General features: G+C 59.9%; 29 protein-coding genes. 20 read left to right on the top strand and 9 right to left on the bottom strand.

Features of this window, described 5'->3' with window-relative positions:
- Window positions 1-40 precede the first annotated feature (40 nt).
- Together ACR0A1_RS10530 and ACR0A1_RS10525 are read left to right on the top strand one after the other, a co-directional pair.
- Window positions 41-319 (top strand): hypothetical protein, encoded by a 279-nt coding sequence (locus ACR0A1_RS10530; protein ID WP_170625091.1) that lies wholly within the window; start codon window positions 41-43, stop codon window positions 317-319.
- A gap of 81 nt (window positions 320-400) precedes the next feature.
- Window positions 401-814 (top strand): universal stress protein, encoded by a 414-nt coding sequence (locus tag ACR0A1_RS10525; protein WP_170402365.1) that lies wholly within the window; start codon window positions 401-403, stop codon window positions 812-814.
- Here ACR0A1_RS10525 and ACR0A1_RS10520 read toward each other — a convergent pair.
- A complete protein-coding gene (locus tag ACR0A1_RS10520) occupies window positions 811-1,143 on the bottom strand; it encodes an ArsR/SmtB family transcription factor (RefSeq protein WP_170392649.1) in 333 nt (110 codons plus the stop codon). The two genes, ACR0A1_RS10525 and ACR0A1_RS10520, sit on opposite strands and share 4 nt — an antisense overlap.
- 231 nt (window positions 1,144-1,374) lie before the next feature.
- Between ACR0A1_RS10520 and ACR0A1_RS10515 the strand changes: the two genes are divergently transcribed.
- The 5 genes from ACR0A1_RS10515 to ACR0A1_RS10495 all read left to right on the top strand — a co-directional run bounded on the left by ACR0A1_RS10515 (window position 1,375) and on the right by ACR0A1_RS10495 (window position 3,945).
- Entirely contained in the window at window positions 1,375-1,707 is a 333-nt protein-coding gene (locus ACR0A1_RS10515; RefSeq protein ID WP_170392648.1) for an AtpZ/AtpI family protein, read from the top strand.
- Window positions 1,708-1,709: 2 nt separating this feature from the next.
- Window positions 1,710-2,468 carry a F0F1 ATP synthase subunit A gene (locus ACR0A1_RS10510; protein ID WP_480867380.1) on the top strand — a complete coding sequence of 253 codons (759 nt, stop codon included), beginning with the start codon at window positions 1,710-1,712 and terminating at the stop codon, window positions 2,466-2,468.
- A 48-nt stretch (window positions 2,469-2,516) separates the two neighbouring features.
- On the top strand, window positions 2,517-2,741 hold the full coding sequence (locus ACR0A1_RS10505; protein WP_005981269.1) for a F0F1 ATP synthase subunit C: 225 nt from the start codon (window positions 2,517-2,519) through the stop codon (window positions 2,739-2,741).
- Window positions 2,742-2,827: 86 nt separating this feature from the next.
- Complete coding sequence (locus ACR0A1_RS10500) at window positions 2,828-3,379, top strand: F0F1 ATP synthase subunit B' (protein WP_170513389.1); 552 nt, start codon at window positions 2,828-2,830, stop codon at window positions 3,377-3,379.
- A gap of 5 nt (window positions 3,380-3,384) precedes the next feature.
- Window positions 3,385-3,945, top strand: coding sequence for a F0F1 ATP synthase subunit B (locus tag ACR0A1_RS10495; RefSeq protein WP_170392645.1), 561 nt, complete (start codon window positions 3,385-3,387; stop codon window positions 3,943-3,945).
- Window positions 3,946-4,026: 81 nt separating this feature from the next.
- Here ACR0A1_RS10495 and ACR0A1_RS10490 read toward each other — a convergent pair whose 3' ends face one another.
- Window positions 4,027-4,797 (bottom strand): FadR/GntR family transcriptional regulator, encoded by a 771-nt coding sequence (locus ACR0A1_RS10490; protein WP_170392644.1) that lies wholly within the window; start codon window positions 4,795-4,797, stop codon window positions 4,027-4,029.
- A 151-nt stretch (window positions 4,798-4,948) separates the two neighbouring features.
- Here ACR0A1_RS10490 and ACR0A1_RS10485 point away from each other — a divergent pair, with 151 nt between their 5' ends.
- From ACR0A1_RS10485 to ACR0A1_RS10465, 5 genes are all read left to right on the top strand, one after another.
- The gene (locus ACR0A1_RS10485; RefSeq protein ID WP_170625092.1) at window positions 4,949-6,142 is read left to right on the top strand and encodes an aminotransferase-like domain-containing protein; all 1,194 of its coding nucleotides are present in this window, start codon (window positions 4,949-4,951) and stop codon (window positions 6,140-6,142) included.
- 45 nt (window positions 6,143-6,187) lie between these two features.
- Window positions 6,188-6,583 (top strand): hypothetical protein, encoded by a 396-nt coding sequence (locus ACR0A1_RS10480; protein ID WP_170625093.1) that lies wholly within the window; start codon window positions 6,188-6,190, stop codon window positions 6,581-6,583.
- Window positions 6,584-6,724: 141 nt separating this feature from the next.
- Window positions 6,725-10,180 (top strand): chromosome segregation SMC family protein, encoded by a 3,456-nt coding sequence (locus ACR0A1_RS10475; protein WP_480867378.1) that lies wholly within the window; start codon window positions 6,725-6,727, stop codon window positions 10,178-10,180.
- Between the two features lie 53 nt (window positions 10,181-10,233).
- Window positions 10,234-10,587, top strand: a complete 354-nt coding sequence (locus ACR0A1_RS10470; protein ID WP_170625094.1) for a hypothetical protein — start codon at window positions 10,234-10,236, stop codon at window positions 10,585-10,587.
- 125 nt (window positions 10,588-10,712) lie between these two features.
- Window positions 10,713-11,510 (top strand): class II glutamine amidotransferase, encoded by a 798-nt coding sequence (locus ACR0A1_RS10465; protein WP_480867376.1) that lies wholly within the window; start codon window positions 10,713-10,715, stop codon window positions 11,508-11,510.
- A 10-nt stretch (window positions 11,511-11,520) separates the two neighbouring features.
- Here the strand turns inward: ACR0A1_RS10465 and ACR0A1_RS10460 are convergent, their stop codons facing one another.
- From ACR0A1_RS10460 to cobD, 3 genes are read right to left on the bottom strand one after another with little or no spacing between them, the layout of a single operon-like run.
- Window positions 11,521-12,684, bottom strand: a complete 1,164-nt coding sequence (locus tag ACR0A1_RS10460; protein WP_170392638.1) for a lytic murein transglycosylase — start codon at window positions 12,682-12,684, stop codon at window positions 11,521-11,523.
- A gap of 12 nt (window positions 12,685-12,696) precedes the next feature.
- Window positions 12,697-13,617, bottom strand: coding sequence for an adenosylcobinamide-phosphate synthase CbiB (gene cbiB / locus ACR0A1_RS10455; protein ID WP_480867374.1), 921 nt, complete (start codon window positions 13,615-13,617; stop codon window positions 12,697-12,699).
- A complete protein-coding gene (gene cobD, locus ACR0A1_RS10450; protein ID WP_480867372.1) occupies window positions 13,614-14,579 on the bottom strand; it encodes a threonine-phosphate decarboxylase CobD in 966 nt (321 codons plus the stop codon). The genes cbiB and cobD overlap by 4 nt, the downstream gene beginning before the upstream one ends.
- Before the next feature lie 181 nt (window positions 14,580-14,760).
- Between cobD and ACR0A1_RS10445 the strand changes: the two genes are divergently transcribed.
- Window positions 14,761-15,123 (top strand): response regulator transcription factor, encoded by a 363-nt coding sequence (locus ACR0A1_RS10445; protein ID WP_008756687.1) that lies wholly within the window; start codon window positions 14,761-14,763, stop codon window positions 15,121-15,123.
- Here the strand turns inward: ACR0A1_RS10445 and ACR0A1_RS10440 are convergent.
- Window positions 15,105-16,094: a glutathione S-transferase family protein gene (locus ACR0A1_RS10440; protein ID WP_170597432.1), complete on the bottom strand. Its 990-nt coding sequence runs from the start codon at window positions 16,092-16,094 to the stop codon at window positions 15,105-15,107. The genes ACR0A1_RS10445 and ACR0A1_RS10440 overlap by 19 nt on opposite strands.
- A gap of 212 nt (window positions 16,095-16,306) precedes the next feature.
- On the opposite strand from ACR0A1_RS10440, the gene ACR0A1_RS10435 reads away from it, so the two are divergent.
- The gene (locus ACR0A1_RS10435) at window positions 16,307-16,660 is read left to right on the top strand and encodes a hypothetical protein (protein WP_170392635.1); all 354 of its coding nucleotides are present in this window, start codon (window positions 16,307-16,309) and stop codon (window positions 16,658-16,660) included.
- Window positions 16,661-16,751: 91 nt separating this feature from the next.
- On the opposite strand, the gene ACR0A1_RS10430 is transcribed toward ACR0A1_RS10435, so the two are convergent.
- Window positions 16,752-17,450: a fumarylacetoacetate hydrolase family protein gene (locus tag ACR0A1_RS10430; protein WP_480814761.1), complete on the bottom strand. Its 699-nt coding sequence runs from the start codon at window positions 17,448-17,450 to the stop codon at window positions 16,752-16,754.
- Window positions 17,451-17,478: 28 nt separating this feature from the next.
- Complete coding sequence (locus ACR0A1_RS10425) at window positions 17,479-18,651, bottom strand: MalY/PatB family protein (protein ID WP_480867369.1); 1,173 nt, start codon at window positions 18,649-18,651, stop codon at window positions 17,479-17,481.
- Between the two features lie 94 nt (window positions 18,652-18,745).
- Between ACR0A1_RS10425 and def (ACR0A1_RS10420) the strand changes: the two genes are divergently transcribed.
- From def (ACR0A1_RS10420) to speB, 6 genes are all read left to right on the top strand, one after another.
- Window positions 18,746-19,264: a peptide deformylase gene (def, locus tag ACR0A1_RS10420; protein ID WP_170392632.1), complete on the top strand. Its 519-nt coding sequence runs from the start codon at window positions 18,746-18,748 to the stop codon at window positions 19,262-19,264.
- A complete protein-coding gene (def, locus tag ACR0A1_RS10415; protein ID WP_170513416.1) occupies window positions 19,261-19,755 on the top strand; it encodes a peptide deformylase in 495 nt (164 codons plus the stop codon). The genes def (ACR0A1_RS10420) and def (ACR0A1_RS10415) overlap by 4 nt, the downstream gene beginning before the upstream one ends.
- A 23-nt stretch (window positions 19,756-19,778) precedes the next feature.
- A complete protein-coding gene (gene fmt, locus ACR0A1_RS10410) occupies window positions 19,779-20,693 on the top strand; it encodes a methionyl-tRNA formyltransferase (RefSeq protein WP_480867366.1) in 915 nt (304 codons plus the stop codon).
- 6 nt (window positions 20,694-20,699) lie between these two features.
- Entirely contained in the window at window positions 20,700-20,936 is a 237-nt protein-coding gene (locus ACR0A1_RS10405) for a hypothetical protein (protein WP_170392629.1), read from the top strand.
- Window position 20,937: 1 nt separating this feature from the next.
- Complete coding sequence (locus ACR0A1_RS10400; protein WP_170392628.1) at window positions 20,938-21,174, top strand: GlsB/YeaQ/YmgE family stress response membrane protein; 237 nt, start codon at window positions 20,938-20,940, stop codon at window positions 21,172-21,174.
- A gap of 62 nt (window positions 21,175-21,236) precedes the next feature.
- Window positions 21,237-22,058, top strand: a complete 822-nt coding sequence (speB, locus tag ACR0A1_RS10395; RefSeq protein ID WP_480867364.1) for an agmatinase — start codon at window positions 21,237-21,239, stop codon at window positions 22,056-22,058.
- On the opposite strand, the gene ACR0A1_RS10390 is transcribed toward speB, so the two are convergent.
- Window positions 22,055-22,654 (bottom strand): COG3904 family protein, encoded by a 600-nt coding sequence (locus ACR0A1_RS10390; RefSeq protein WP_170392626.1) that lies wholly within the window; start codon window positions 22,652-22,654, stop codon window positions 22,055-22,057. The two genes, speB and ACR0A1_RS10390, sit on opposite strands and share 4 nt — an antisense overlap.
- Window positions 22,655-22,670 lie beyond the last annotated feature (16 nt).

Raw genomic sequence — 22,670 nt, 5'->3', positions numbered from 1 at the left:
TGATGTGGCAGCCTGCCTGTCACCACCAAGGAGCTGGGCCATGAAAACACTGTCACTTATTCCCGCATTGCTGGCGCTGTCCGCCTGTGCCCCCGGTGGCGCGAAAGACGCTGCAGAGGTGGACCTGCAAGCCAGCTGCGAAGCTCTGGTGGGCGCCGAAACCGGCACAGGGCCTGATGGTGTCAAAGCGATGTCGACCCAGTCCAGCCCGACAGGCTCGGTCACCAGTGTATTCGTGGCAGGGGCCGAGGCTCCGTGGCTCTGTCGTGCCGACCCAACGGGGGTTGTGACCGGGGTGGAATATAGCCGCGAGGGCTGAGCCTGCCGTTTGGATCGTCCCGACGGGTCAGACTGGCGAACCGCCCGGGTTGACATATCTCAGGATCAGGAGGACGCCAATATGTTCAAACACATCATGGTCCCGGTCGACCTGCACTTGCCGCCCGAGGTCAAGAAAGCTACCGAGGTTGCGGCGCAATTGGCCAAATGGCAGGGCGCCAAAGTGACCATCGTCAGCGTCACCGGCCCGCAGCCTGGGGATAGCCACCTGACAACAGACGCGATCAAACAAGAATTGCTGACATGCGCCAATGAAATCGCGATGCAAAGCGGGGCGCAGGTGGACACACGCAACATTCATTCGGTTGATGTCGCGGTCGAGATCGACAAGGACCTGACCCACGCAGCAGAGGAAATGGGGGCCGATCTGATTGTTGTGGGAACCCACGCACCCCGGATCACAGACTATATCCTGTCCAGCCACGCGGGATATCTGGCCAAACACGCCAGCATGTCGGTCTTAGTTGTGCGTTAGGCCTCATCCGGGGGCAGTTCAACTTCTAGAAACCGCTCGAACGCATCCAGATTGACCGGTTCGAACTGTCCGAACCCCTGCATCCAAACCGAGGCCGCACGAAGCGCGTCGGGTTCAAGTTTGCACCACTTCACCCGTCCGCGTTTTTCCTGAGAAATCAGACCTGCTTTGGTCAGGATCACCAGATGCTTTGAAATCGCGGCCAGCGACATTTCGAACGGTTCGGCCACGTCGGTGACGGCCATGTCATCTTCCAGCAGCATCGCTAAGATGGCGCGGCGGGTGGGATCGGCGAGGGCTGCGAAGACAGTGTCGAGGTCGTTGGACATGGTTCCGCTGAACCATAGCCTGTGAGTTTGGTCAACCATTTGGTTGAATATGCGGATTCAGGCTTATCCGCCCGGTCAGCGAATTATACGCCATCGGCAGGTTTCGCGTGGTCTGTAATATTATTATAAAAATCATATACTTAGCGATGTTCATGCTGCGGCTTCATTGCCGTTGACTCTGCGCCTTCAGCCCCTTAGCACCCTACCCAAGACTGTGCGAGGGAAACGCCCGTGACCGAAGATGACCAAAAGCAGCGTATGGCGCAGCTGGAGGCCAAGATCGAAGCGGCGAAAAAGGCCAAAGCGCCGAAACCTCGTGCGGATGCTGACGTATCCGGAGGCGAGCTTGCCTGGAGGATGGTCATCGAAATGGTTTCCGGTCTGGGGATCGGATTTGGCATCGGATACGGGCTGGACAGCCTGCTCGGGACGATCCCGATCTTTCTGGTGCTGTTCACATTGCTGGGCCTTGTCGCGGGCGTGAAGGTTATGCTCCGCAGCGCGAAAGAGGTTCAAGAGAAACAAGCGGCCGCAAGCGCGACCGAGAAGGACGAGAGGGACTGAACGTGGCAACCGAGACCACCGCAGAAAAAGGCAGCAGCCTGGCTTTCCATCCAATGGACCAGTTTATCGTCAAGCCGTTGTTCGGCGACGGTGCGATTGCCTGGTACACGCCCACAAACGTGACCCTGTGGCTGTTCCTGGCGATTGCGGCGATCTTTGCCCTGCTGGTCCTCAGCACGTCCAAGCGCGCCATTGTTCCGACGCGGATGCAGTCGGTGGCCGAGCTGGCCTATGGTTTCATCTACAAGATGCTGGAAGACATCTGCGGCAAGGAAGGCGTAAAGTACTTCCCCTATGTCATGACCCTGTTCATGTTCATCGTCTGCGCGAACTTCCTGGGCATGTTGCCCATGTCCTTCACCACCACATCGCATTTCGCCGTGACCATCCCGCTGGCGCTGGCCGTGTTCCTGACCGTGACCGTTTTGGGTTTCATCAAGAACGGCGCTGCGTTCCTGGGCTTGTTCTGGGTCTCCAGCGCGCCGCTGGCGCTGCGCCCTGTTCTGGCGATTATCGAGCTGATCTCGTACTTCGTACGCCCGGTCAGCCACTCCATTCGTCTTGCCGGTAACGTCATGGCAGGCCACGCGGTTATCAAGGTGTTCGCAGGCTTTGCCGCGATTGCCGTGATCTCGCCCGTGTCGGTTCTGGCGATCACCGCAATGTATGGCCTTGAGGTCCTCGTGTCCTTCATTCAGGCCTACGTCTTCACCATTCTGACCTGTGTGTATCTGAAAGATGCGCTGCATCCGTCGCACTAAGGTCCGAACCCCCAACATCGAAACTTCCAAATCGTAAGGAGAATTCTCATGGAAGGCGATCTCGCACACATCGGCGCAGGCCTGGCAGCAATCGGTTCCGGCGCAGCCGCAATCGGGGTGGGCAACGTTGCAGGCAACTTCCTGGCCGGCGCCCTGCGCAACCCTTCGGCGGCTGCTTCGCAGACCGCAACCCTGTTCATCGGTATCGCGTTCGCAGAAGCGCTGGGCATCTTCGCATTCCTGGTCTCGCTGCTGCTGATGTTCGCCGTATAATCTGCGGAACCTGATCCTTACGCGCAGGTGGGCCCAAGCCATAGCGGCCCATCTGTTGTAAAGACAACGTTCCGACGGAGGACATCATGGCGACTGAACCCATTGCTGAAGAAGTAGTAGGCACATGCGTTGATTCCAGCGGCTACGCCGTCGGGATGCCGCAGCTCTGCTTCGATTGGTTCCCCAACCAGATTTTCTGGCTGGTCATCACGCTGGTCGTCATCTTTCTGGTCCTGTCCCGCGTGGCTCTGCCCCGCATCGCGGCAATCCTGGCTGAACGCCAGGGGACCATTACAAATGACCTGGCTGCGGCCGAAGATCTGAAGGCCAAAGCGGTCGAGGCCGAAGAGGCCTATAACAAAGCGCTGGCCGATGCCCGTTCTGAGGCTCAGCGTATCGCAGCGGAAGCCCGCGCCGAAATCCAGGCCGGTCTGGATGACGCGATTGCCAAGGCGGATGCGGAAATCGCTGCAAAGGCGACTGAATCGGAAAAGGCAATTGCCGAAATCCGTGCAGGTGCGCTGGAAAGCATTCAAGTGGTTGCCAAGGATACGGCGGCTGAACTGGTCACAGCACTGGGCGGCGAGGCGGATGCCAAAGCCATCAACAGTGCAGTAGATGCGCAGACGAAAGGATAAGTGACATGCGGAACACTCTTGCCCTTATCCTGACCGTTGGTGCCGCCAGCCCCGCGCTGGCCGCAAGCGGCCCGTTCTTCTCGCTTGCCAACACTGACTTTGTCGTCACTCTGGGCTTCATCGTCTTTATCGCGGTCCTGTTCTACTTCAAGGTCCCCGGTATGATTGGTGGTGCGCTGGACAATCGCGCCGAAGGTATTCAAGCCGAGCTGGACGAAGCCCGCGCCCTGCATGAAGAAGCACGCAGCCTGTTGGCCTCGTACGAGCGCAAGCAGCGCGAAGTTCAGGGTCAGGCCGAAGCTATCGTTGCCGCGGCCAAGGAAGACGCGGTTCTGGCAGCTGAACAGGCTAAGGTGGATCTGGAAAAATCCATCGCGCGCCGTCTCGCGGCAGCGCAGGATCAGATCGCATCGGCTGAGGCATCTGCTGTCAAGGAAGTCCGCGATCAGGCCATCACCGTAGCGGTTTCGGCAGCCAACGCCGTGCTGGCCAAACAGATGACCGCAACGCAGGCGAACAAGCTGATCGATGCATCCATCGCGGATGTGGGTGAAAAGCTACACTGATCGCCTGGATCATATGATTTGAAAAACCCGAGGGCTTCAGGCTCTCGGGTTTTTTCTTTTCGTGGCTTCCAGTTTGAAGGATCAGACCTCTCCAGTCTCGTGCTTCAAACGCTGTTGCGCGATCTCTTCATTGCGCAGGGCCTTCTGCTGATCGGCCATGCAGCTTTTGACAAAGTTCAGATGATCTTCGACCGCCTTCCGTGCCCCTTTCGGGTCGCGGTCCTGCAGGGCTGTGTTGATGGCTCGGTGCTGGTCCAGAATTGCGTCGCGGGTGGTGCGTTGCTGGAACATGATCTGTCGGTTGTAGAATACGCCCTGCCGCAGCAGATCGAACATCGACCGCATCATATGCAGCATCACCACGTTATGACTGGCCTCGATGATCGCCATATGGAACTGGGCGTCCAGATGCGCCTCTTCTTCGGCTGCATTGCGGGCGTGGGCGTCTTCCATCTTGTCCAGTATGGTCTGCACCACCTTCAGATCGCTGCCCGAGCCCATGCGGGCGGCACGCTCAGCCGCTAGACCTTCCATGTCACGCCGGAATGAGAGATAGTCGAACACTGCCTCGTCGTGATTGCCGAACAACCGGATCAAAGCCGGCGCGAAGGCCGAGCCCAGCACCTCGGCCACATAGATGCCCGATCCGGCCTTGGCAGTCAGCAACCCCTGCTCCTGGAGGTCCGAGATTGCCTCGCGCAGCGACGGGCGCGACACGCCCATCCGCTCGGCCAGCTCCCGTTCCGAGGGCAGGCGTTCTCCGGGGCGCAGAATGCCGCGCAGGATCAGCAGTTCGATCTGGCGCACAACAGCCAGTGACAGTTTTTCGGTTTGAACTTTTTGAAAAGGCATCTGGCTACCACTTGGAATTGGTCAAATCACTTGACCACGTTTGTAAGGGGCGTTCAAGTCGCTCACAGAGGTTGAAACATTAGGTCAGAATTATTGACATAAGAGGCGCATTGCCTAATCTGCGACCCAAGGGCGGAGGAGGCCCCCTACGATGGATCAGCTCTACGCCACCCGAACCGCTCGGATGAAGGCTTCCGAAATCCGCGAATTGCTGAAACTGCTGGGCGAGCCCGGTATCATTTCCTTCGCAGGCGGTATTCCCGACCCCGCTTTGTTTCCAGCAGAGGCTTTCGCCGAAGCGTTTCAAAATGCGCTTGGCCCAGATCAACAGGCGCAGGCGCTGCAATATTCGGTCAGCGAGGGCTATGCCCCGCTGCGTGAATGGCTGGCCGACCATATGCGTGGGATCGGCGTTACGTGCGGCATCGACAACATCCTGATCACCTCGGGCTCGCAGCAAGCGCTGGATTACTTGGGTAAGTTGTTCTTGTCACCGGGTGATACTGCGTTGGTTGGGTGGCCCACATATCTGGGCGCGCTCAATGCGTTTGACGCTTATGAGCCGCGCTTTGACCAGCTTAGCATCAATGGCAATCGTGGGGCTGCCGAATACCAGGCCGCCGCCGGCAACAGCCCGATCAAATTCGCTTATCTCTCCGCCGATTTTGCAAATCCGACTGGTGAGACGGTCGATCTGCGGGGCAGGGAGGCGCTGCTAGATCTGGCAGATGAATTGGATTGCGCAGTGATCGAGGACGGAGCCTATCAGGCGCTGCGCTATGACGGCGATCCGATCCCTCCGATCCTCGCGTTAGAACAGGCGCGCAAGGGATCGATCGAGAACTGCCGGACGATCTATTGCGGCAGCTTCTCGAAAACTCTTTCACCGGGGTTGCGGCTGGGTTGGGTGGTTGCAGCAAAACCGGTGATCTCGCAACTGGTGCTGCTGAAACAGGCGGCTGATCTGCATTCTTCTACGATCAACCAGATGGCGGTGTATCAGGTGGCACGGGATCGCTTCGACACTCATGTCCCCATGCTACGCCAGACCTATGCCGCGCGCCGCGATGCGATGCTTGAGGCGCTCAACCAGCACATGCCCAATGGCGTCGACTGGACCCGACCCGAGGGTGGCATGTTCATTTGGGTCACTCTGCCCAAGGAAATGAACGGCGCCGACCTGCTGGCGAGGGCGCTGGAAACGGTCAAGCTGGCCTTTGTACCCGGTCAGGCTTTCTATCCCGACGACACCGGGTCGAATACCATTCGACTGAGTTTTTCCAACTCGGATGAGGACACGATCCGCGAGGGTATACGCCGGTTAGGAGAAGTGTTGCGCGCCTGAACCGGGGAAAGGTTTCATTAACCATATTGTCGCTAATAAAGCAGCATGATCCGCGTGCTCGCTTTCCTGTGCCTCGCCGCCTGCTCGGGTGGTACACCCTATTTTCGCGACTTGCCCGCAACGCGCGTCGCGGTGAATGGCAGTATCTTCGACGTCCGCGTCCGCAATGAACTGGCCGAGGCCGTCCGCGTGAACCCGCAATACGCGCCGCGTCTGGGTCCGATCCGTGACCGGGCCGCGCTGGCCATGGCGCAGGTCTCGGGCTGTCCGCTTCTGGACGTTCTTGGCGATGCGGCCGTCACTGTGGGCGTGCTGGGCTGCGACCAGGAACTGGGGAAAAAACTGATTTTCGGCGCACTCCTTCGCCGTCCCTATGAATGCGTTGATTACGGATATTACGAAGACTACGGATATCAGGTCTTTGAATGCTCGCCTTACTGAGATACGCGAGACTCCGCGTAGTTTTGCCAAGATGTTGTGGATAACTTGGTCCAATCTCCCATATCCTGCGCAATCACGTTGACACCTCCCCCATCCGTTGCGCAGACTTCTTACCCATAGGAATCATACCAAGAGCAGCCATTGCGCTTTAGCAAACTCAAACTGACAGGCTTCAAAAGCTTCGTGGACCCGACCGATCTGATCATCGCGGACGGGCTGACCGGAGTGGTTGGTCCGAATGGCTGCGGCAAGTCCAATCTGCTGGAAGCGTTGCGCTGGGTGATGGGTGAAAACCGTCCCAAATCCATGCGCGGTGGCGCGATGGAGGATGTGATCTTTGCGGGCGCTGCCACTCGGCCTGCGCGCAACTTTGCCGAGGTGGTCCTGACGATGGACAACTCGGAACGTTTGGCGCCATCCGGCTTCAACGACAGCGACCAGTTGGAAATTGTCCGCCGCATCACCCGCGATGTGGGCAGTGCCTACAAGACCAACGGCAAGGATGTGCGCGCCCGCGACGTTCAAATGCTGTTCGCGGACGCCTCGACCGGTGCGCATTCGCCTGCGCTGGTGGGGCAAAATCGCATTGCCGAACTGATCAACGCCAAACCCCGCGCACGACGTCGCATTCTGGAAGAGGCCGCCGGCATCTCCGGGCTTTATCAACGCCGCCACGAGGCAGAACTGAAACTGAAAGGCACCGAGGCCAACCTGACCCGCGTGGATGACGTGCTGGAACAATTGGGCGGGCAGTTGGCACAACTCGCCCGTCAGGCCCGGCAGGCGGCGCGGTATCGCGAGATCGGCGAGCTGTTGCGTCAGGCCGAAGGGATGCTGCTCTATCGCCGTTGGAAAGAGGCCGACATGGCCCGTCAGGCGGCCGAGGAAAAGCTACGCGACCGGATCACCGAAGCCTCTCGCGCCGAGGCATCCGCCCGTGAATCCGCCGCCAAACGCGCTGAGATCGAGGAAACCCTGCCGCCCTTGCGTGAGGAAGAGGCCATCGCCGCAGCCGTCCTGCAGCGCCAGCAGGTGCAGCGCGATCAGCTGTCGGATCAGGAAACCCGCGCACGCCAGACGATCGAGACTCTGACCAACCGTATCCAGCAATTGGGCAACGACATCGAACGCGAATCCGGTCTGAACCGGGACGCGGGTGAGATGATCGAACGGCTCGAATGGGAGGCCCGCGAGCTTGCAAAAGCCGCCGATGGCTATGACGAAAAGGTCGCTGAAGCTGCTGAAGTTGCGCGCGAGGCCGCGTCGGTGTTGCAGGATCGCGAAGATCACCTGTCGCAGGAAACCGAAGACATGGCCCGTCTGGTGGCTCGCCACCAATCGGCGCAACGACTGGTTGAAGACAGCCGCAAGACACTGGTTCGTTCCGAGGGCGAGGAAGAAAAGGCCCGCGCCGCCGTGGACGAGGCGCGCAATGCCCTTTCCCGTGCCAGCGAGGCGTTCGAGACCGCGCAAGAGGGTGAGGAAGAAGCCCGCGAAGCTGCTGAGGCAGCGGAAGAAGCACTGGCCGCCGCCGACGAGCTGCGCAACGATACACAGGCGCGTGAGGCCGAGGCGCGCGCCAAACGCTCCGAGGCCGAGGGTGAACTGGGCGCGATAAGGGCCGAGACCACCGCGCTGGCCAAGCTGGTCGAACGCGACACGGCTGAGGGTGGGCAAGTGCTCGACATGCTGCGGGTGGCAACGGGCTTTGAAAAGGCATTGGGGGCTGCGCTGGCGGATGACCTGCGTGCACCGTTGGTCGAGGGCGACGGACCTTCAGGTTGGGTGCAGGTAGCGGGCTATGACAGCGACCAGCCCTTGCCCGACGGGGCCGAGCCGCTGGCGTTGCATGTGTCCGGCCCCGACCGCCTAAGTCGCCGTATTGCGCAGATCGGTCTGGTCGATGCGGATCAGGGCGCGCGCCTGCAGGCGTCGTTGAAACCGGGTCAACGCTTGGTCTCACGCTCGGGAGATTTGTGGCGCTGGGACGGATTCCGCGCCTGGGCCGAGGATGCACCAAGCGCTGCCGCCCTGCGACTGGAACAGCTCAACAAGCTGGAAGCGCTGAAACAGGAACTGACACGCACCGAGGCACAAGCCGACGGCGCGCGCGCCGCGCATGAAGCGCTGTCGCAGCAACTGGCCGACGTCACCGAAGCCGACCGCCGCGCCCGCGAGGCCCGCCGTGCCGCGGATCAGCGCATGGCGGAAACCGCGCGGATGCTCAGCCGGGCTGAGGCGGATCGAAATCTGGCGCAGGGCAAGCTGGAAACACTGACACTCGCGGTCGACCGTCATAAGGAAGACGCCATGTCCGCCCGCGCACAACTGCGTGAGGCTGAAGGCGCGTTGACTGGCCTGGGCGATCTCGACAGCGCCCGCGCGCAGGTCGAGGACATCAAGCAGACTGTCGAGGCGGCGCGGATCACCATGCTGACCCACCGCTCAACGCATGATGAATTGCGCCGCGAGGGCGAGGCGCGCACCCGGCGCACGCAGGAGGTGACTAAGGACCTCAGCGGTTGGCGGCATCGTCTGGAAACGGCGGAAAAGCGGATATCGGAACTGGCCGAACGCAAGGAAAGCTCGGAAGAAGAACTGACCGAGGCGATGGCGGCCCCCAGCGAAATCGCCGAGGCACGGGAAGAACTGAACGAGCTGATCGAAACCGCTGAGTCTCGGCGCGCCGAAGCCGCCGACAAGTTGGCCGAGGCCGAGACCCAGCAGCGCGAGGTGGTTCTTGCCGAGCGCGAAGCCGAACGTCTGGCCTCGGAGGCGCGCGAAAGCCGCGCGGCGGCTGAGGCGCGTTGCGACGCCGCCAAGGAAAGCGTAGTCGCCGCAGCAGAACGCATTGCCGAGGATCAGCAACTGACGCCGAACCAGCTGCTGAACCAACTGGACGTGAACCCTGACCAGATGCCCGCCGCCGACGCACTTGAAGCCGAAGTGAACCGCCACAAGCGTCAGCGCGACGCCATGGGCGCAGTGAACCTACGGGCTGAAGAGGACAGCAAAGAAGTTCAGGAAGAATTCGACACGCTGAACGGCGAAAAGGCCGATCTGGAGGAGGCGATCAAGGCCCTGCGCAGCGGCATCGCCAGCCTCAACCGCGAGGGTCGCGAACGCTTGCTGACCGCGTTCGAGCAGGTGAATTCCAACTTCGCCATGCTGTTCAAGCACCTGTTTGGTGGCGGTGAGGCCAATCTGGTCATGGTCGAAAGCGACGATCCGCTGGATGCGGGCCTTGAGATCATGTGCCAGCCGCCGGGCAAAAAGCTCTCGACTCTCAGCCTGCTTTCGGGCGGCGAACAGACCCTGACCGCGACGGCGTTGATCTTTGGCGTGTTCCTTGCCAACCCCGCCCCGATCTGTGTGCTGGATGAGGTCGACGCCCCGCTGGACGATGCCAACGTCACCCGCTTCTGCGACTTGCTGGACGAGATGTGCCGCCAGACCGATACGCGTTTCCTGATCATCACCCACCACGCGGTGACCATGGCGCGGATGGATCGGCTGTTCGGTGTGACGATGCAGGAACAGGGTGTCAGCCAACTGGTTTCGGTCGATCTGAAAAAGGCCGAGCAGATGGTCGCCTGAGCGATCACCGCAACGTTATGACCCATTCCCGGCTTGCCGGGTTAGGGTAGCGTATGACCCGATCACTGATCTTTTTTCTGCTATGCGCCACCCCACTTGCGGCCGCCGAATGGGCCACCAAACCCGGAGACCAGCCGCTTTCTCCGCAGGAGCTTGAGGCTTTGGCAGGCCAGACTCTGACATTCTATGATGACGGTCAGTCCAAATACTCGGCCGGAGGGGCCTATTCCTATACCTATGCCAGCGGAGAATCCGCCTTTGGCACCTATTCCATCGCCGGGGACGGCAGTGTTTGCATCGCGTATCGCAATGGGTTCAGTCGATGCGACCTATATGTCCGCAGTGGTGAGCGGTTGATCCTGATCGACGAGAAAGGCGATCGCTATCCGGTCAGAGCGAGTAATTGATCTGTTATTCCCGATCAATTGGTAAATTTGATAGAGGCTTTGAGTAAAAACGGAAGAAAACGGGATAATCATCGTCAAATCAAGTTGTAGAATGCCCTGGATCGAAAAACTGATGGGGATGCCAAATGTGCCGATTTTTGGCTTGGGTTGGGGAGCCGCGATATCTGGATGAATTGATTCAGGAGCAAGAGCAATCGCTTGTCATTCAAAGCCGCAACGCGTTGATCGGGAAGACACCAATCAATGCCGACGGGTTTGGACTGTCTTGGTATTCTGATCGCGAAACGCCCTGTTTCTACAAGGACACTCATCCCGCATGGTCCGATGCAAATCTCAAACAACTGGCTCATCACACACGATCACGACTGTTTTTGGCCCATGTAAGAGCGTCGACAGGCACTGCGACCTCGCGCAACAACTGTCACCCATTTGGATTTGGCAAATGGAGCTTCATGCACAATGGCCAGGCTGGAGGGCATGACCAAATCCGGCAGCAGCTCGATGCTATGATCCCGGCACATTTATACGGGCACCGAATGGGTGCGACAGAAAGTGAAGCGATCTTTTTGATTGCTCAAGGCGAAGGTCTGGATTCAAATCCGATCGACGCAATGGCACGGGCCGTGGGGCGGGTGGAAGCGTTGTCCCGACAATGCGGATCGTTGCCTTATATGCGGTTTGCTGCGTGCTGGTCAGATGGCAGCCGTGTATTTGCAGCGCGCTATGCGTCTGATCGTTATGCACCCAGTCTGCATTACCGGACCTCTGAAGACGGGATAGTGATATCTTCCGAACCGCTTGATGCAGACAGTGACGGCTGGGTTGAAATACAGCCCAATACCGCCATCGTCACAGAAAGCTCGCTGGTATCTATCCATGCGTTTGATCCGTCAGTGAAACGTGAACCTGCAAAGGTTGCCTAGGCGCTGACCCTTATAGCTGCTTCAGCAGCTGTGTCGTTGGCCACGCATCCGCTGGCAAACCCAGACGCAATTGTTCAGCCTGCACAGCCGCACGGGTTCCGGCCCCAAGGATGCCGTCGATCTTGCCTACATCATAACCCCGTGCCTGTAGCTTGCTCTGCAACTGCTTCATCTGTGCGCCCGTCAGCCCCGGCGCGGGGTTGCCTGCGTCGTAGATCTGCGCGCCTTCCAGCCGTGTGCCGAAATAGGCGGCGGTTAGGACGTAAACGAAGCTCTGGTTCCATTCGAAATAGACATCGAAATTCGGGTAAGCCAGAAAGGCGGGTCCTTTATGCCCTTGTGGCAGGATCAGCGAGGCAGGCAGATTTGCCAAAGACCCACTGCGCGCCTGCACGCCCATCGCCTGCCATTCGGACACCGAGCGGGGCTTGCCGGGGCCAGAGAGAGACCAGTCCATCTGCGCGGGCACGGTGACCTCTTGCAGCCATGGCTGACCCGGTTGCCAACCAAGATGCGACAGCATCTTGGCCCCGGACATCAGTGCATCCGGTGCCGAGGTTTTTAGCGAAACCTTGCCGTCTCCGTCCCCATCCACGCCGTTTTCCAGAATGTCGCGGGGCAGCATCTGGACCATGCCGATTTCACCGGCCCAAGCCCCGGTGGTGCGGGCGGGGTCAAAATTGCCCTGGCTGTACAGCTCGATCGCGGCGAAAATCTGCGGGCGGAACAACTCGGGGCGGCGGCAGTCGTGGGCCAGCGTCACCAGCGCGTTGCGGGTGTTGAAATCGCCCTGAAAGGACCCGTAGTCGGTCTCGAACGCCCAAAATGCCAGTAGCACACCGCGCGAAATGCCGTATTCCTGCTCAATCCGGTCAAACACCGCGTCGTATTTGCCCGACATGGCCTTGCCCCGGTCGATCCGGTTCTGTGAAATCAGGCGCCGCGAGAAGTCGATGAATGGTTTCTGGAATACGCCCTGCGCGCGGTCGGCTTTCAGAACGGCTCCGTCCTGCTGCACGCCCTTGAAAAAGCTGTTGACGGTGGATTTGTCGTAACCCTGCTGAATGGCTTCGGCTTTCAGCCCTTTGACGAAGGTATTGAACCCACCGCCGCATTGGGCGAGTGCAGGCGAGGCGAAGAGGGCGGCGGCAATAAGGCCGGAAAGGAAACGCATAAGGCTGATCCGTCAGAATATGAAGTTGAACCCAACCCACACCGACACGAGCCCAAGCGCAAGCCCCCATACCTGCCAGAGCATGTCTGATGCGCGAAAAACCTCCGCCGCGTCGATATTCTGCCGCGCATTCCCGTTCACCCAAGCAAGATCCCGCATCTGGCCATCATAGCTGCGCGGTCCGGCCAGTGCGATATCAAGCGCACGTGCCATCGCGGCCTCGGGCCAGCCTGCGTTGGGTGAGATATGGCGGCGTGCATCCTCAACCATCTCTCCCCAGAGCGACCATTGGCTGGACAGCGCGACGATCATTACGAAGGTCAGGCGTGCTGGGACAAGGTTCAGCACATCATCCAGCCGCGCCGCTGCCCAGCCGAAGGCGCGGTATTTGTCGTTGCGATAACCGATCATACTGTCGGCGGTGTTGACGACCTTGTAAACCAGCAGCCCCGGCAGACCTGCGACCAGAAACCAGAAGGCTGGGGCAATCACCCCGTCGCTCAGGTTTTCGGCGGCGCTTTCGATGGCCGAGCGCGCCACCTGCGCCTCGGTCATATCTCGCGTATCGCGCGAGACAATCATGGCGACCTGCGCGCGCCCTTCGGCAAGCGAGGTCAACAGGCCTTCGCCAACTGCGCGAACATGGGTGATCAGGGATTTCTGGGCCAGAAGGATGGCGCAGACCACGATCTCGACGATCGGACCAAGCAGCTCCAGCAACCGGCCAAGGATGAGTGCCACCGCAACCAGGATGAGCACCGTCGCAACCCCTTTGAGGCGGCGATACGCCCCATGGTTCAGCCGGTTGTCCAGCCAGCCAATCGCGTTGCCCATCAGTACGGCAGGGTGGCGAATCCGCGACCACAGCCAATCCGGCTCACCCAATGCTGCGTCCAGACACACAGCGCAGACCAATAGGAACGCGGTGCTCACAGCGCTGCTTCCAACCGGGCCCAACCATCTGCTGGCGGTAATCCAAGGCGCAGGTAGGTCCGGGAATAGGGGAAAATTCGGCTCCAGATATGCGCCCGCGCCAATCGGTCTTGCCAGGCGGTCGCGTCATCAACGTCGTAGAGGCGGAACAGGCTGGTGCCGCCAATCAGCCGCGCACCTTTGGACGTTAAAAGCTGATCCAACCGTGTTGCTTCATTTGCCAGACGCATGCGAGTTTCATCAGCCCATTTTACATCGTGCAACGCTTGCGCGCCGACCCGCAGTGCCGGGCCGGATACGGCCCATGGTCCGGTCAGGTCGTTCAATCGTGCAATCAGATCGGGATGGCCGATTGCAAAACCCAGTCGCAACCCGGCCAACCCCCAAAATTTGCCAAAGCTCTTCAGCACCACGATGCCGGGCCGCTGGGCCAGATGAATCAGCGAGGCTTCGGGCGTTACGTCGCAGAAGCTTTCATCGATCACCGTCAGCGGCGCGTCGACATCCGCGTCCTGCCAGATGCGCCCATCAGGATTGTTGGGGTTTACGATGACACGTGCCTGAGCCGGGCCGCTCTCGTGCACCGTCCAACCCTGAGCGGTGAATGCAGCGGCATGTTCGTTATAGGTGGGCATCGTGATCTGCACGCGGCCGGCTTTGGTCAGCGCGGGCACGCGGGCAATCACCGCAGAGGCACCAGGCGATGGCAGAATCTCGGCCCCATCAGGCACGTTCCAAAACACCCGCGCCGCGTCCGAGAGGCGTTCGAACGCGCCATGATCCGGCAGTTCCATCCAGTCCGGAGGCTGCAGGCCCGAGACCTCATAAGCATGCGGATTGATCCCCGTGGACAGATCGATCCAGTCTGCGCGCGTGCCCCCAAACCGCGTCATCGCGCCATCCAGCCCTCCGCCATGATCGCGCGCAGCCCGAGGGTTCAATCTGTCATCCTGTCCAACCATCTGCCCCAGCCGGAATCGCCTATTTCTCATGCTTCAAGCGGATTTTTGCCGTTCTTACAAGCGAATCCGCCCGATCACGGCGCTGTGCGGGCCTTGTTAACACTTTGTTAAGGAAATCGCGTGATCACGGACAACAGGGGTCGGCACCACTCACCCATATCACGTGCCGAGGTTGTTGCAAATGAAAGTACTGATTGTTGAGAGTAACCCCGATCTAGGTCGGGTCTGGCAGCGGCATCTGCAAAGGCAGGAGGCCGAAGTCACGCTGGTCGAAACGCAAGAGGCCGCGATCCTCGCGCTCTATGGCACTGCCTTCGATATCATCGTGTTGGATCTGGTTCTGGAAACCGGCAGCGCCTTGGCGGTTGCCGATTTCGCAAGCTATCGCAGGCCCGAGGCTCGGGTGATCTTCGTCACCAACACTACCTTCTTCTCGGACGGGTCAATCTTTGCCCACAGCGCCAATGCCTGCGCTTATGTCCAAAGCTCGACCCCGCCCGAGGATCTGGCGGCCATGGTCGAACACTACGCGGCGGGGCGCTGATCCCGCCCATGAGGTTCTGAATAGTCCAACGTTGGATTCACTGGAATAATTCGGTGCGGATTGATGCTGTCATGGCTGAAGTGATAGTGGCGCACGATGTGGTTCATGTTCACTGTCTGCGCCACGCCGGGCCATTGATATAGCTCCCGCGTAAAGGCCCAGAGGTTCGGGTAGTCCACCAACCGACGCTTGTTGCACTTGAAATGTAAATGATAAACCGGGTCGAACCGGATCAATGTGGTGAACAGGCGCCAGTCGGCCTCGGTCACGCGGTCACCCATAAGATAGCGGTTCCGGGCCAGACGATCCTCAAGCCAGTCCAGCGTGTCGAACAGAGGGCCAACCGCGGCGTCATAAGCTTCTTGCGAGGTGGCAAAGCCGGATTTGTAGACCCCGTTATTGACATCGGAATAGATGCGCGCGTTGACCTCTTCGATCTCGTCCCGCATTGCCTCGGGCCAGTAGTCGTCTGTGTTGCCGGTGATCCCGTTGAAAGCCGAGTTGAACATGCGGATGATTTCCGAGCTTTCGTTCGACACGATCGTTTTCTCAACTTTGTCCCACAGGATCGGAACCGTAACGCGGCCCGAATAGTGAGGGTCGGCACGGGTGTAGATTTGATGGGCAAATTCTGATCCGAACAGTTTGTCGCCGGTCGCGCCATGGTCGTCGGTCTCAAAGGTCCAACCTTTATCCAGCATATCCGGATGCACGACCGAGACCGAGATGTGGTCGCTCAGCCCTTTCAACTCACGAAAGATCAGTGTGCGGTGCGCCCAAGGGCAGGCGTGCGAGACATAAAGGTGATAGCGCCCCGATTCCGCCTCGAACCCGCCGCGCCCCGAGGGGCCGGGCGCGCCATCGGCGGTGATCCAGTTGCGAAACTGTGCGGCCGAGCGTTTGAACGCCCCGCCTGTGGATTTGGTGTCATACCAGGTGTCATGCCATTCGCCGTCGACAAGCAGGCCCATCGTTATTCCTTTCGCATTGCGATTGGGTCAAAGATAGGCCGTCTTGCGTCACGATCCTATTTCACCGGGCGCGCATCAGGCCTGCATGCGCGCACAGGTGGGGTGCGGTGTCTGGGCACCAGAACCGCAATGCCAAAACTTATGTGACGCCGTTCACTGGATTTTTACAGGAATCGCGTCAGACTAATGAGTGTTAAGGGGGGAAGTTTATTATGAGTACCTATGTTTCCAAGGAAATTCGCGCCGAATTGGATGCGGCCCGAATCGCTACCCTCAAGAAATCCAGCCGTTTGCGGGTGGAGGTTGGCGACAATAGCTTCAAAATTTTGACATTGTGGAAGGATGGTTTCACCGTCGAGGCCGAAACCACGCCGCGCCTGCGTGGGCTCGTCGATATCTATGACGGTGCCAACCACATGTATCAGTGCCTGATAATCGCAGACGAAGAAGCGGTGGGTGAAATGCGCTATGAGTTCAAGCGTAACACTGTGGCGACGGACAAGGCTCCACTGGATTTCTACCGCGCCCCGGATGCACCGATCGCATTGCTTGAAAACCGCGACTGACGCGCGCACCGATTGATCTTTGGCACCGACGCGCCACCGGCGCTCGGGCGGTAATGGGGCCTCAAGATTCTCAGGGATCAGGCCGGACGGTTTAGTCGGAGGCCGTCAGGGTCAGGTGCACAGGAGCCAAACCATCGATGCCGCCTTCAATTCTGTCTCCGGCGACCACAGGCCCGACCCCGGCGGGTGTGCCGGTCAGGATCAGATCGCCGGGGCGCAAATGGTAGAAACCCGATAGATGGGAGATCAGTTCATCGATCTTCCAGACCAGCTCAGACAATGTGGCGTCTTGTGCGACCCGCTCATTGACGCTCAGATAGATGCGCTTGTCATCAGATGGGCTCCAGTCATCGGCGCGGGTCAGCGGAGCGAAGACCGCGCCGTTTTCCACATCCTTGCCCAGATCCCAGGGGCGCTGCTTGTTGCGCTCGCGGATCTGCAGGTCGCGGCGCGTCATGTCCAGCGCACAGCCATAGCCAAAAATCGCGTTGCGGGCCTCAGTGGCTGTGGCCCGAAAAACCGGTTTGCCGATTGCAACGGCCAGTTCCATTTCGTGATGATAATCCTCGGTGCCTGCCGGATACGGCACATGCGCTCCGGTCAAAACCGCGTTGGGCGCGGATTTGGTGAAGTAAAACGGCGCCTGACGATCCACCTCATGCCCCATCTCGGCAGCGTGGGCGGCATAGTTGCGGCCGACGCAAAAAATCCGCCCGATCGGATAGGTCGCCTGTTCCCCCTGCACCGGGATGCTTGGGATGTCCGGAAGCGTAAAAAGGTGGTTGGGCATGACGTGCCTCCGTTTTTTTGAACGGGGTTCATTGTAAATCGCCAAAGGCTGCCTTCAATCGCGCACAGGCTTCTTCAACCCGCTCGCGTTGGGTGGCCAGATTGAAGCGCTCGAAGGTTTCTCCACCGGTGCCAAAACCGGGGCCTGAGGATGTCGCGATCCGCGCATCTTCGCGTAGGCGGCGGACAAACTCATCGTGGCTCATACCCGTGCCCGAAAAATCGACCCATGCCAGATAGGTCGCCTGCAGAGGCATCGACCACAGGCCCGGTATCTCGGCGATGGCAGCATCAAACAGCTTCCGGTTCGCGTCCAGGTGGGCAATTTGTTCATCGACCCATTTTGCACCTTCCGGCGAATAGGCGGCAGTGATCATCGCCACACCCAACGCACTGGGGTCATAGTCCAGCGTGGTGATCCGGTGCCGCATCTCGGCCCGCAGCTTGGCGTCGGGAATGATCATGTTGCCGGTACGCTGACCGGCGATGTTGAATGTTTTCGACGCCGCGGTCAGTGTCACCGTCCACGGGCGCGCATCAGGGGCGGCCGTATCCATCGGTACGAAGGTGTTGCCCGGATAAACCAGATCATGGTGAATCTCGTCCGACACAAGGATCAGCCCGTTGCGCTCCGCAAACGCCGCTACAGCGCGCAGTTCATCCGGCGTCCAGACCCGACCTGACGGGTTCTGCGGCGAGCACCACAGCAGCAGCTTTTCTGATCCGTCCAACCGCGACTGCGCATCGTCCAGATCAAGCCTATAGCTGTCGCCATCGCGTACCAGCGGGCATTCCACCACGCGGCGGCCGGATTTGTTCACCTTATGGGCAAACTCATGGTAGACGGGTGTGAAGATCACGACGCCATCTCCCGGTTCACTCCAAACATCCAGACACAGGGCAATCGCATTGCCCAACCCTTGCGAGGTCAGAATCCAATCGGTGTCGATCTCCCAGCCATGGCGAGTCTTCATCCACCACTGGATCGCGTTCAGATAATCCGGGTGCATCCATGAATATCCAAACGCGCCATGATCGGCCGCTTCCCGCACCGCCTCGATCACGCAAGGGGCCGTGGCATAGTCGGAATCAGCCGTCCACATGGCCAGCCCATCCTCGGGGGCGACACCGTAAAGCTGCTCCATCTTGTCCCATTTTGAAGAGTTGGTGCCCCGGCGGTCGATCAGGTCGTTGAAAGTCATGTCATCTCCATCTGTCGAGGCGAAAGCTAACCACAAATCCATAAGGTGCAAGGGGGCCGTTGCGGAGGCGGGCGCGATGGCCTAAATCAGCCCCATGAAACGCAATATCCTGATCCATCCCGATCCCCGCCTGAAAAAGGTCTGCGCGCCGGTGGCTGACATCACCGATGATCTGCGCAAACTGGCCGATGACATGCTGGAGACGATGTATGACGCGCCCGGTATTGGCCTTGCTGCGCCGCAGATCGGTGTGCTCGACCGGCTGATCGTGGTGGACTGCGTCAAAGAAGAAGGTGAGGCCCCACGCCCACTGGTGATGTTCAACCCCGAGGTCATCGCCTCCTCGGATGAGACCAACGTCTACGAAGAAGGCTGCCTGTCGATCCCTGAGCAATATGCCGAAGTCACGCGCCCGAAGACGGTTGATGTCACCTGGCTGGACCGTGACGGTAATCTGCAGCAGGAAACCTTTGATGATCTCTGGGCGACTTGTGTGCAGCATGAGATCGACCATCTGAACGGTAAGCTGTTCATCGACTATCTCAAACCGCTCAAGCGTCAGATGATCACGCGTAAGATGCAAAAGCTCAAGCGCGAAAAGGCCCGCACATGACGGTGCGGACCTGCCTGCCATGGCCCGACAAACGTCTGCGCACCAAGGCCGAGGACGTCCCCGAGATCACCGACGACATCCGCACCATCTGGGATGACATGATCGATACGATGGAGGCGATGCCGGGCGTTGGCCTCGCTGCGCCGCAGATCGGAGTGATGCTGCGGCTGGCTGTCGTGGATGGCTCGACCCAGCGGGGCAAAGCTGTGCGACTGGCCAACCCCGAGATTCTGCACAGCTCGGTTGAGCTGCGTGAACATGACGAGGCCAGCCCGAACTTGCCCGGCGTGTCTGCCAAGGTGAAGCGCCCGCGCGCAGTGACCGTGAAATTTCTCAACGAACAGGGCCAGATCGACCGCCGTGATTTTGTCGGCATCGAAGCCACCAGCGTGCAGCATCAGATCGACCACCTGAACGGGCGGATGTATTTCGACCGGCTCAGCAAGGTCAAACGCGACATGCTGCTGCGCAAAGCACAGAAGATGGGGTGAAACCCCATCCTACGGAGGGACGGATGCGTATCATCTTCATGGGAACGCCAGATTTCTCGGTGCCGGTGCTGGATGCGCTGGTCCGTGCCGAACACGAAATCGCCGCCGTCTATTGCCAACCGCCACGCCCCGCCGGTCGCGGTAAAAAAGACCGTCCAACCCCGGTGCACGCGCGTGCCTTGGCGCTGGGCTTAGACGTTCGCCACCCCACCTCGCTGAAATCGCCCGAAGAACAGGCCAGCTTTGCCGCGCTGAACGCCGATATCGCGGTCGTCGTCGCTTATGGCCTGATCCTGCCACAACCCATTCTGGACGCGCCGACCCATGGCTGCCTGAACATCCACGCCAGCATGCTGCCCCGCTGGCGCGGGGCCGCCCCGATCCACCGCGCGATCATGGCAGGCGATGTGCAAACCGGTGTTTGTATCATGCAGATGGAGGCCGGGTTGGATACAGGCCCCGTTCTGCTGCGCGAGGCCACCGAGATCGGGATTGAGGAAACCACGGCGGAACTCCATGACCGCCTGTCGGGCATGGGTGCGGCGCTGATCGTTGAGGCGCTGAACACGCTGCCGAGCCTGACCCCCGAACCGCAGCCCGAGGTCGGCGTAACCTACGCCGCCAAGATCGACAAATCCGAGGCGCGGATCGATTGGTCGGCCCTCGCGTCCGAAGTCGATAGAAAAATCCGCGGTCTCTCCCCGTTCCCCGGCGCATGGACCGAGGTCGAGGGTCACCGGATCAAACTACTGGCTTCGCGGCTGGCCGAAGGACGGGGCACTCCGGGCGAGGTGCTGGACGACCACCTGCGCGTGGCTTGCGGCGAAGGCGCGGTTGAGCTGCTGCGCTTGCAACGGGCAGGCAAGGGCGCGCAGGATAGGGAAACTTTTCTGCGGGGATGGCCCATGCCGGCCGGGACCCGCCTGTCATCGGAGTAGGCGTATATGATCATGATCATGATGGGCACGGTCGTGATTGCCGGGATCGTAGGCTATCTGTCTGAACAGACTGGCTTTACCCATAACGGCTATCTGCAGTCGATCATCATCTGCGTGGGTGGTGCTTTCCTGTTCTATTTCGTGCGCATCATGTTCGGCATCAGCTTTGGCCCGCCGGGGTTGGACGCGGTGCTGTCCTCGATCGGTGCGCTGATCATCGTGCCCACGCATTGGAGGAAATGATATGCCGATCATCGCCCTGATCATCGTCGGAGCCGCTGCAGGTTTCCTCGCCACCCGCCTAATGCGGATCGAGGCCGATATTCCAACCACCATGCTGATCGGCATTGTCGGCGCTTTGGTGGGCGGTTTGGTGCTGCGCACGCTCATCACTGTGATGGGCTGGCTCTCAGGGTTTATCGGCGCCGTTCTGGGGGCGCTCTTGGTGATCTGGATCTGGCAGACATATATCCGCCGCTGATCGCTTGACCCGACCGTGATCTGCGACCAATGTCCCGTCAATTCTTTGTTGAAAGGCCTCTCATGTCGCATGATCTGACCGCCGGAGACGTCGCGCTGATGGGCGTACCGTTGGACCTGCATTCCTCATTCCTGCAAGGCCCCGCCTTTGCGCCGGGTCGCATCCGCGAGGCGTTGCATTCCGGCGCGGCCAACCTGACCGCCGAGGATGGCACCGATCTGGGCGCAACCGACCGCTTCAAAGACACCGGCGATCTGGATGTGTTCGAGATGATGGGGCAGGAACCCATCGACCGGATCGAGGCAGGGGCCGCCGCCCGGATTGAAACCGGCGCACGGCTGCTGTCATTGGGCGGTGATCACTCGGTGGCCTTTCCGCTGATCAAGGCGCATGCGGACCGGTATGAGGGGCTGAATATCCTGCATATCGACTCACATCCCGACCTCTATGACAGTCAGCAGATCGGCCCGCTGGGTCATGGCTGTCCGTTTGCCCGCGTGATGGAAACCGGCAAGATCAGTCGCCTCGTTCAGGTCGGGATCCGCACCATGAACAAGCACCAACAGGAACAGGCCGACAAGTTCGGGGTCGAGGTGATCGACATGCGCAACTGGAGCCCCGATCTTGAGATCAGCTTTGACGGCCCGGTCTATCTGTCACTGGACCTTGACGCGCTGGACCCCGCCTTTGCCCCCGGGGTGTCGCATCACGAACCCGGTGGCCTCAGCACGCGTGAGGTGATCGACCTGATCTACCGGTTCAAGGGCCAGTTGATTGGCGCGGACATTGTCGAGCTGAACCCGCATCGCGATCCCTATGGCATGACCGCCATGGTGGCGGCGAAATTCGTCAAGGAAATCGGCGCGCGGCTGCTCAGTCGCTAACGTTCGTCGCAGATTGCGGCAGTGCCAAGGCGAGGGGCGGACCGTGTAGTCATGTCGAACCGGTTCGCCTCGGACGCCGTCATCCAGTGCATCTCTTCCTCGGATGCTGCATCCAGCGTGAACCAGTAGAAGTCGGGATCGACGCCGATATCTTCGAAATAGTTCAAATACCGGTCATGCTCGGGGTGATCTTCGGGTAGCTCCGCAGCGACATAGCCGCCGCCGCCCCAGCTGTGGACCCCCACGCAGGCGCCGGGTTCCAGCACGCGTCGGTTACCCGCTAGAAACAAATCGGTGCCGCCCGAGGCCACCAGCCCGTTTGACGGAACCACCGTGTCGAACCCTTCCTCACGCACTACGCGACTGAAGACCACATTCGAGTCATCATCGACCGAACCTTCGATATTTTGCAGCACCAGCGTCTTAATCTCGGGGTTCTCGTCCATCACTTCTTCAAACGCGCTGAGCGTTGTATGGTCGATCGTTCCGGACGCGACGATCTGATTGCCCACTGCCGTGAAGCTGACCGGGGCGTATTGCTCTGCACATGCCGTTAGCAGCAGTGCCGTGGCCAGAAACGAAAGTCTGTAGGTCATCGCGATCTCTTGTCCG

The organism is Ruegeria sp. D6, from assembly GCF_056534365.1.
Note: the sequence above shows the minus strand (reverse complement) of the source record. Positions and strands in the feature narration are given on the sequence as shown.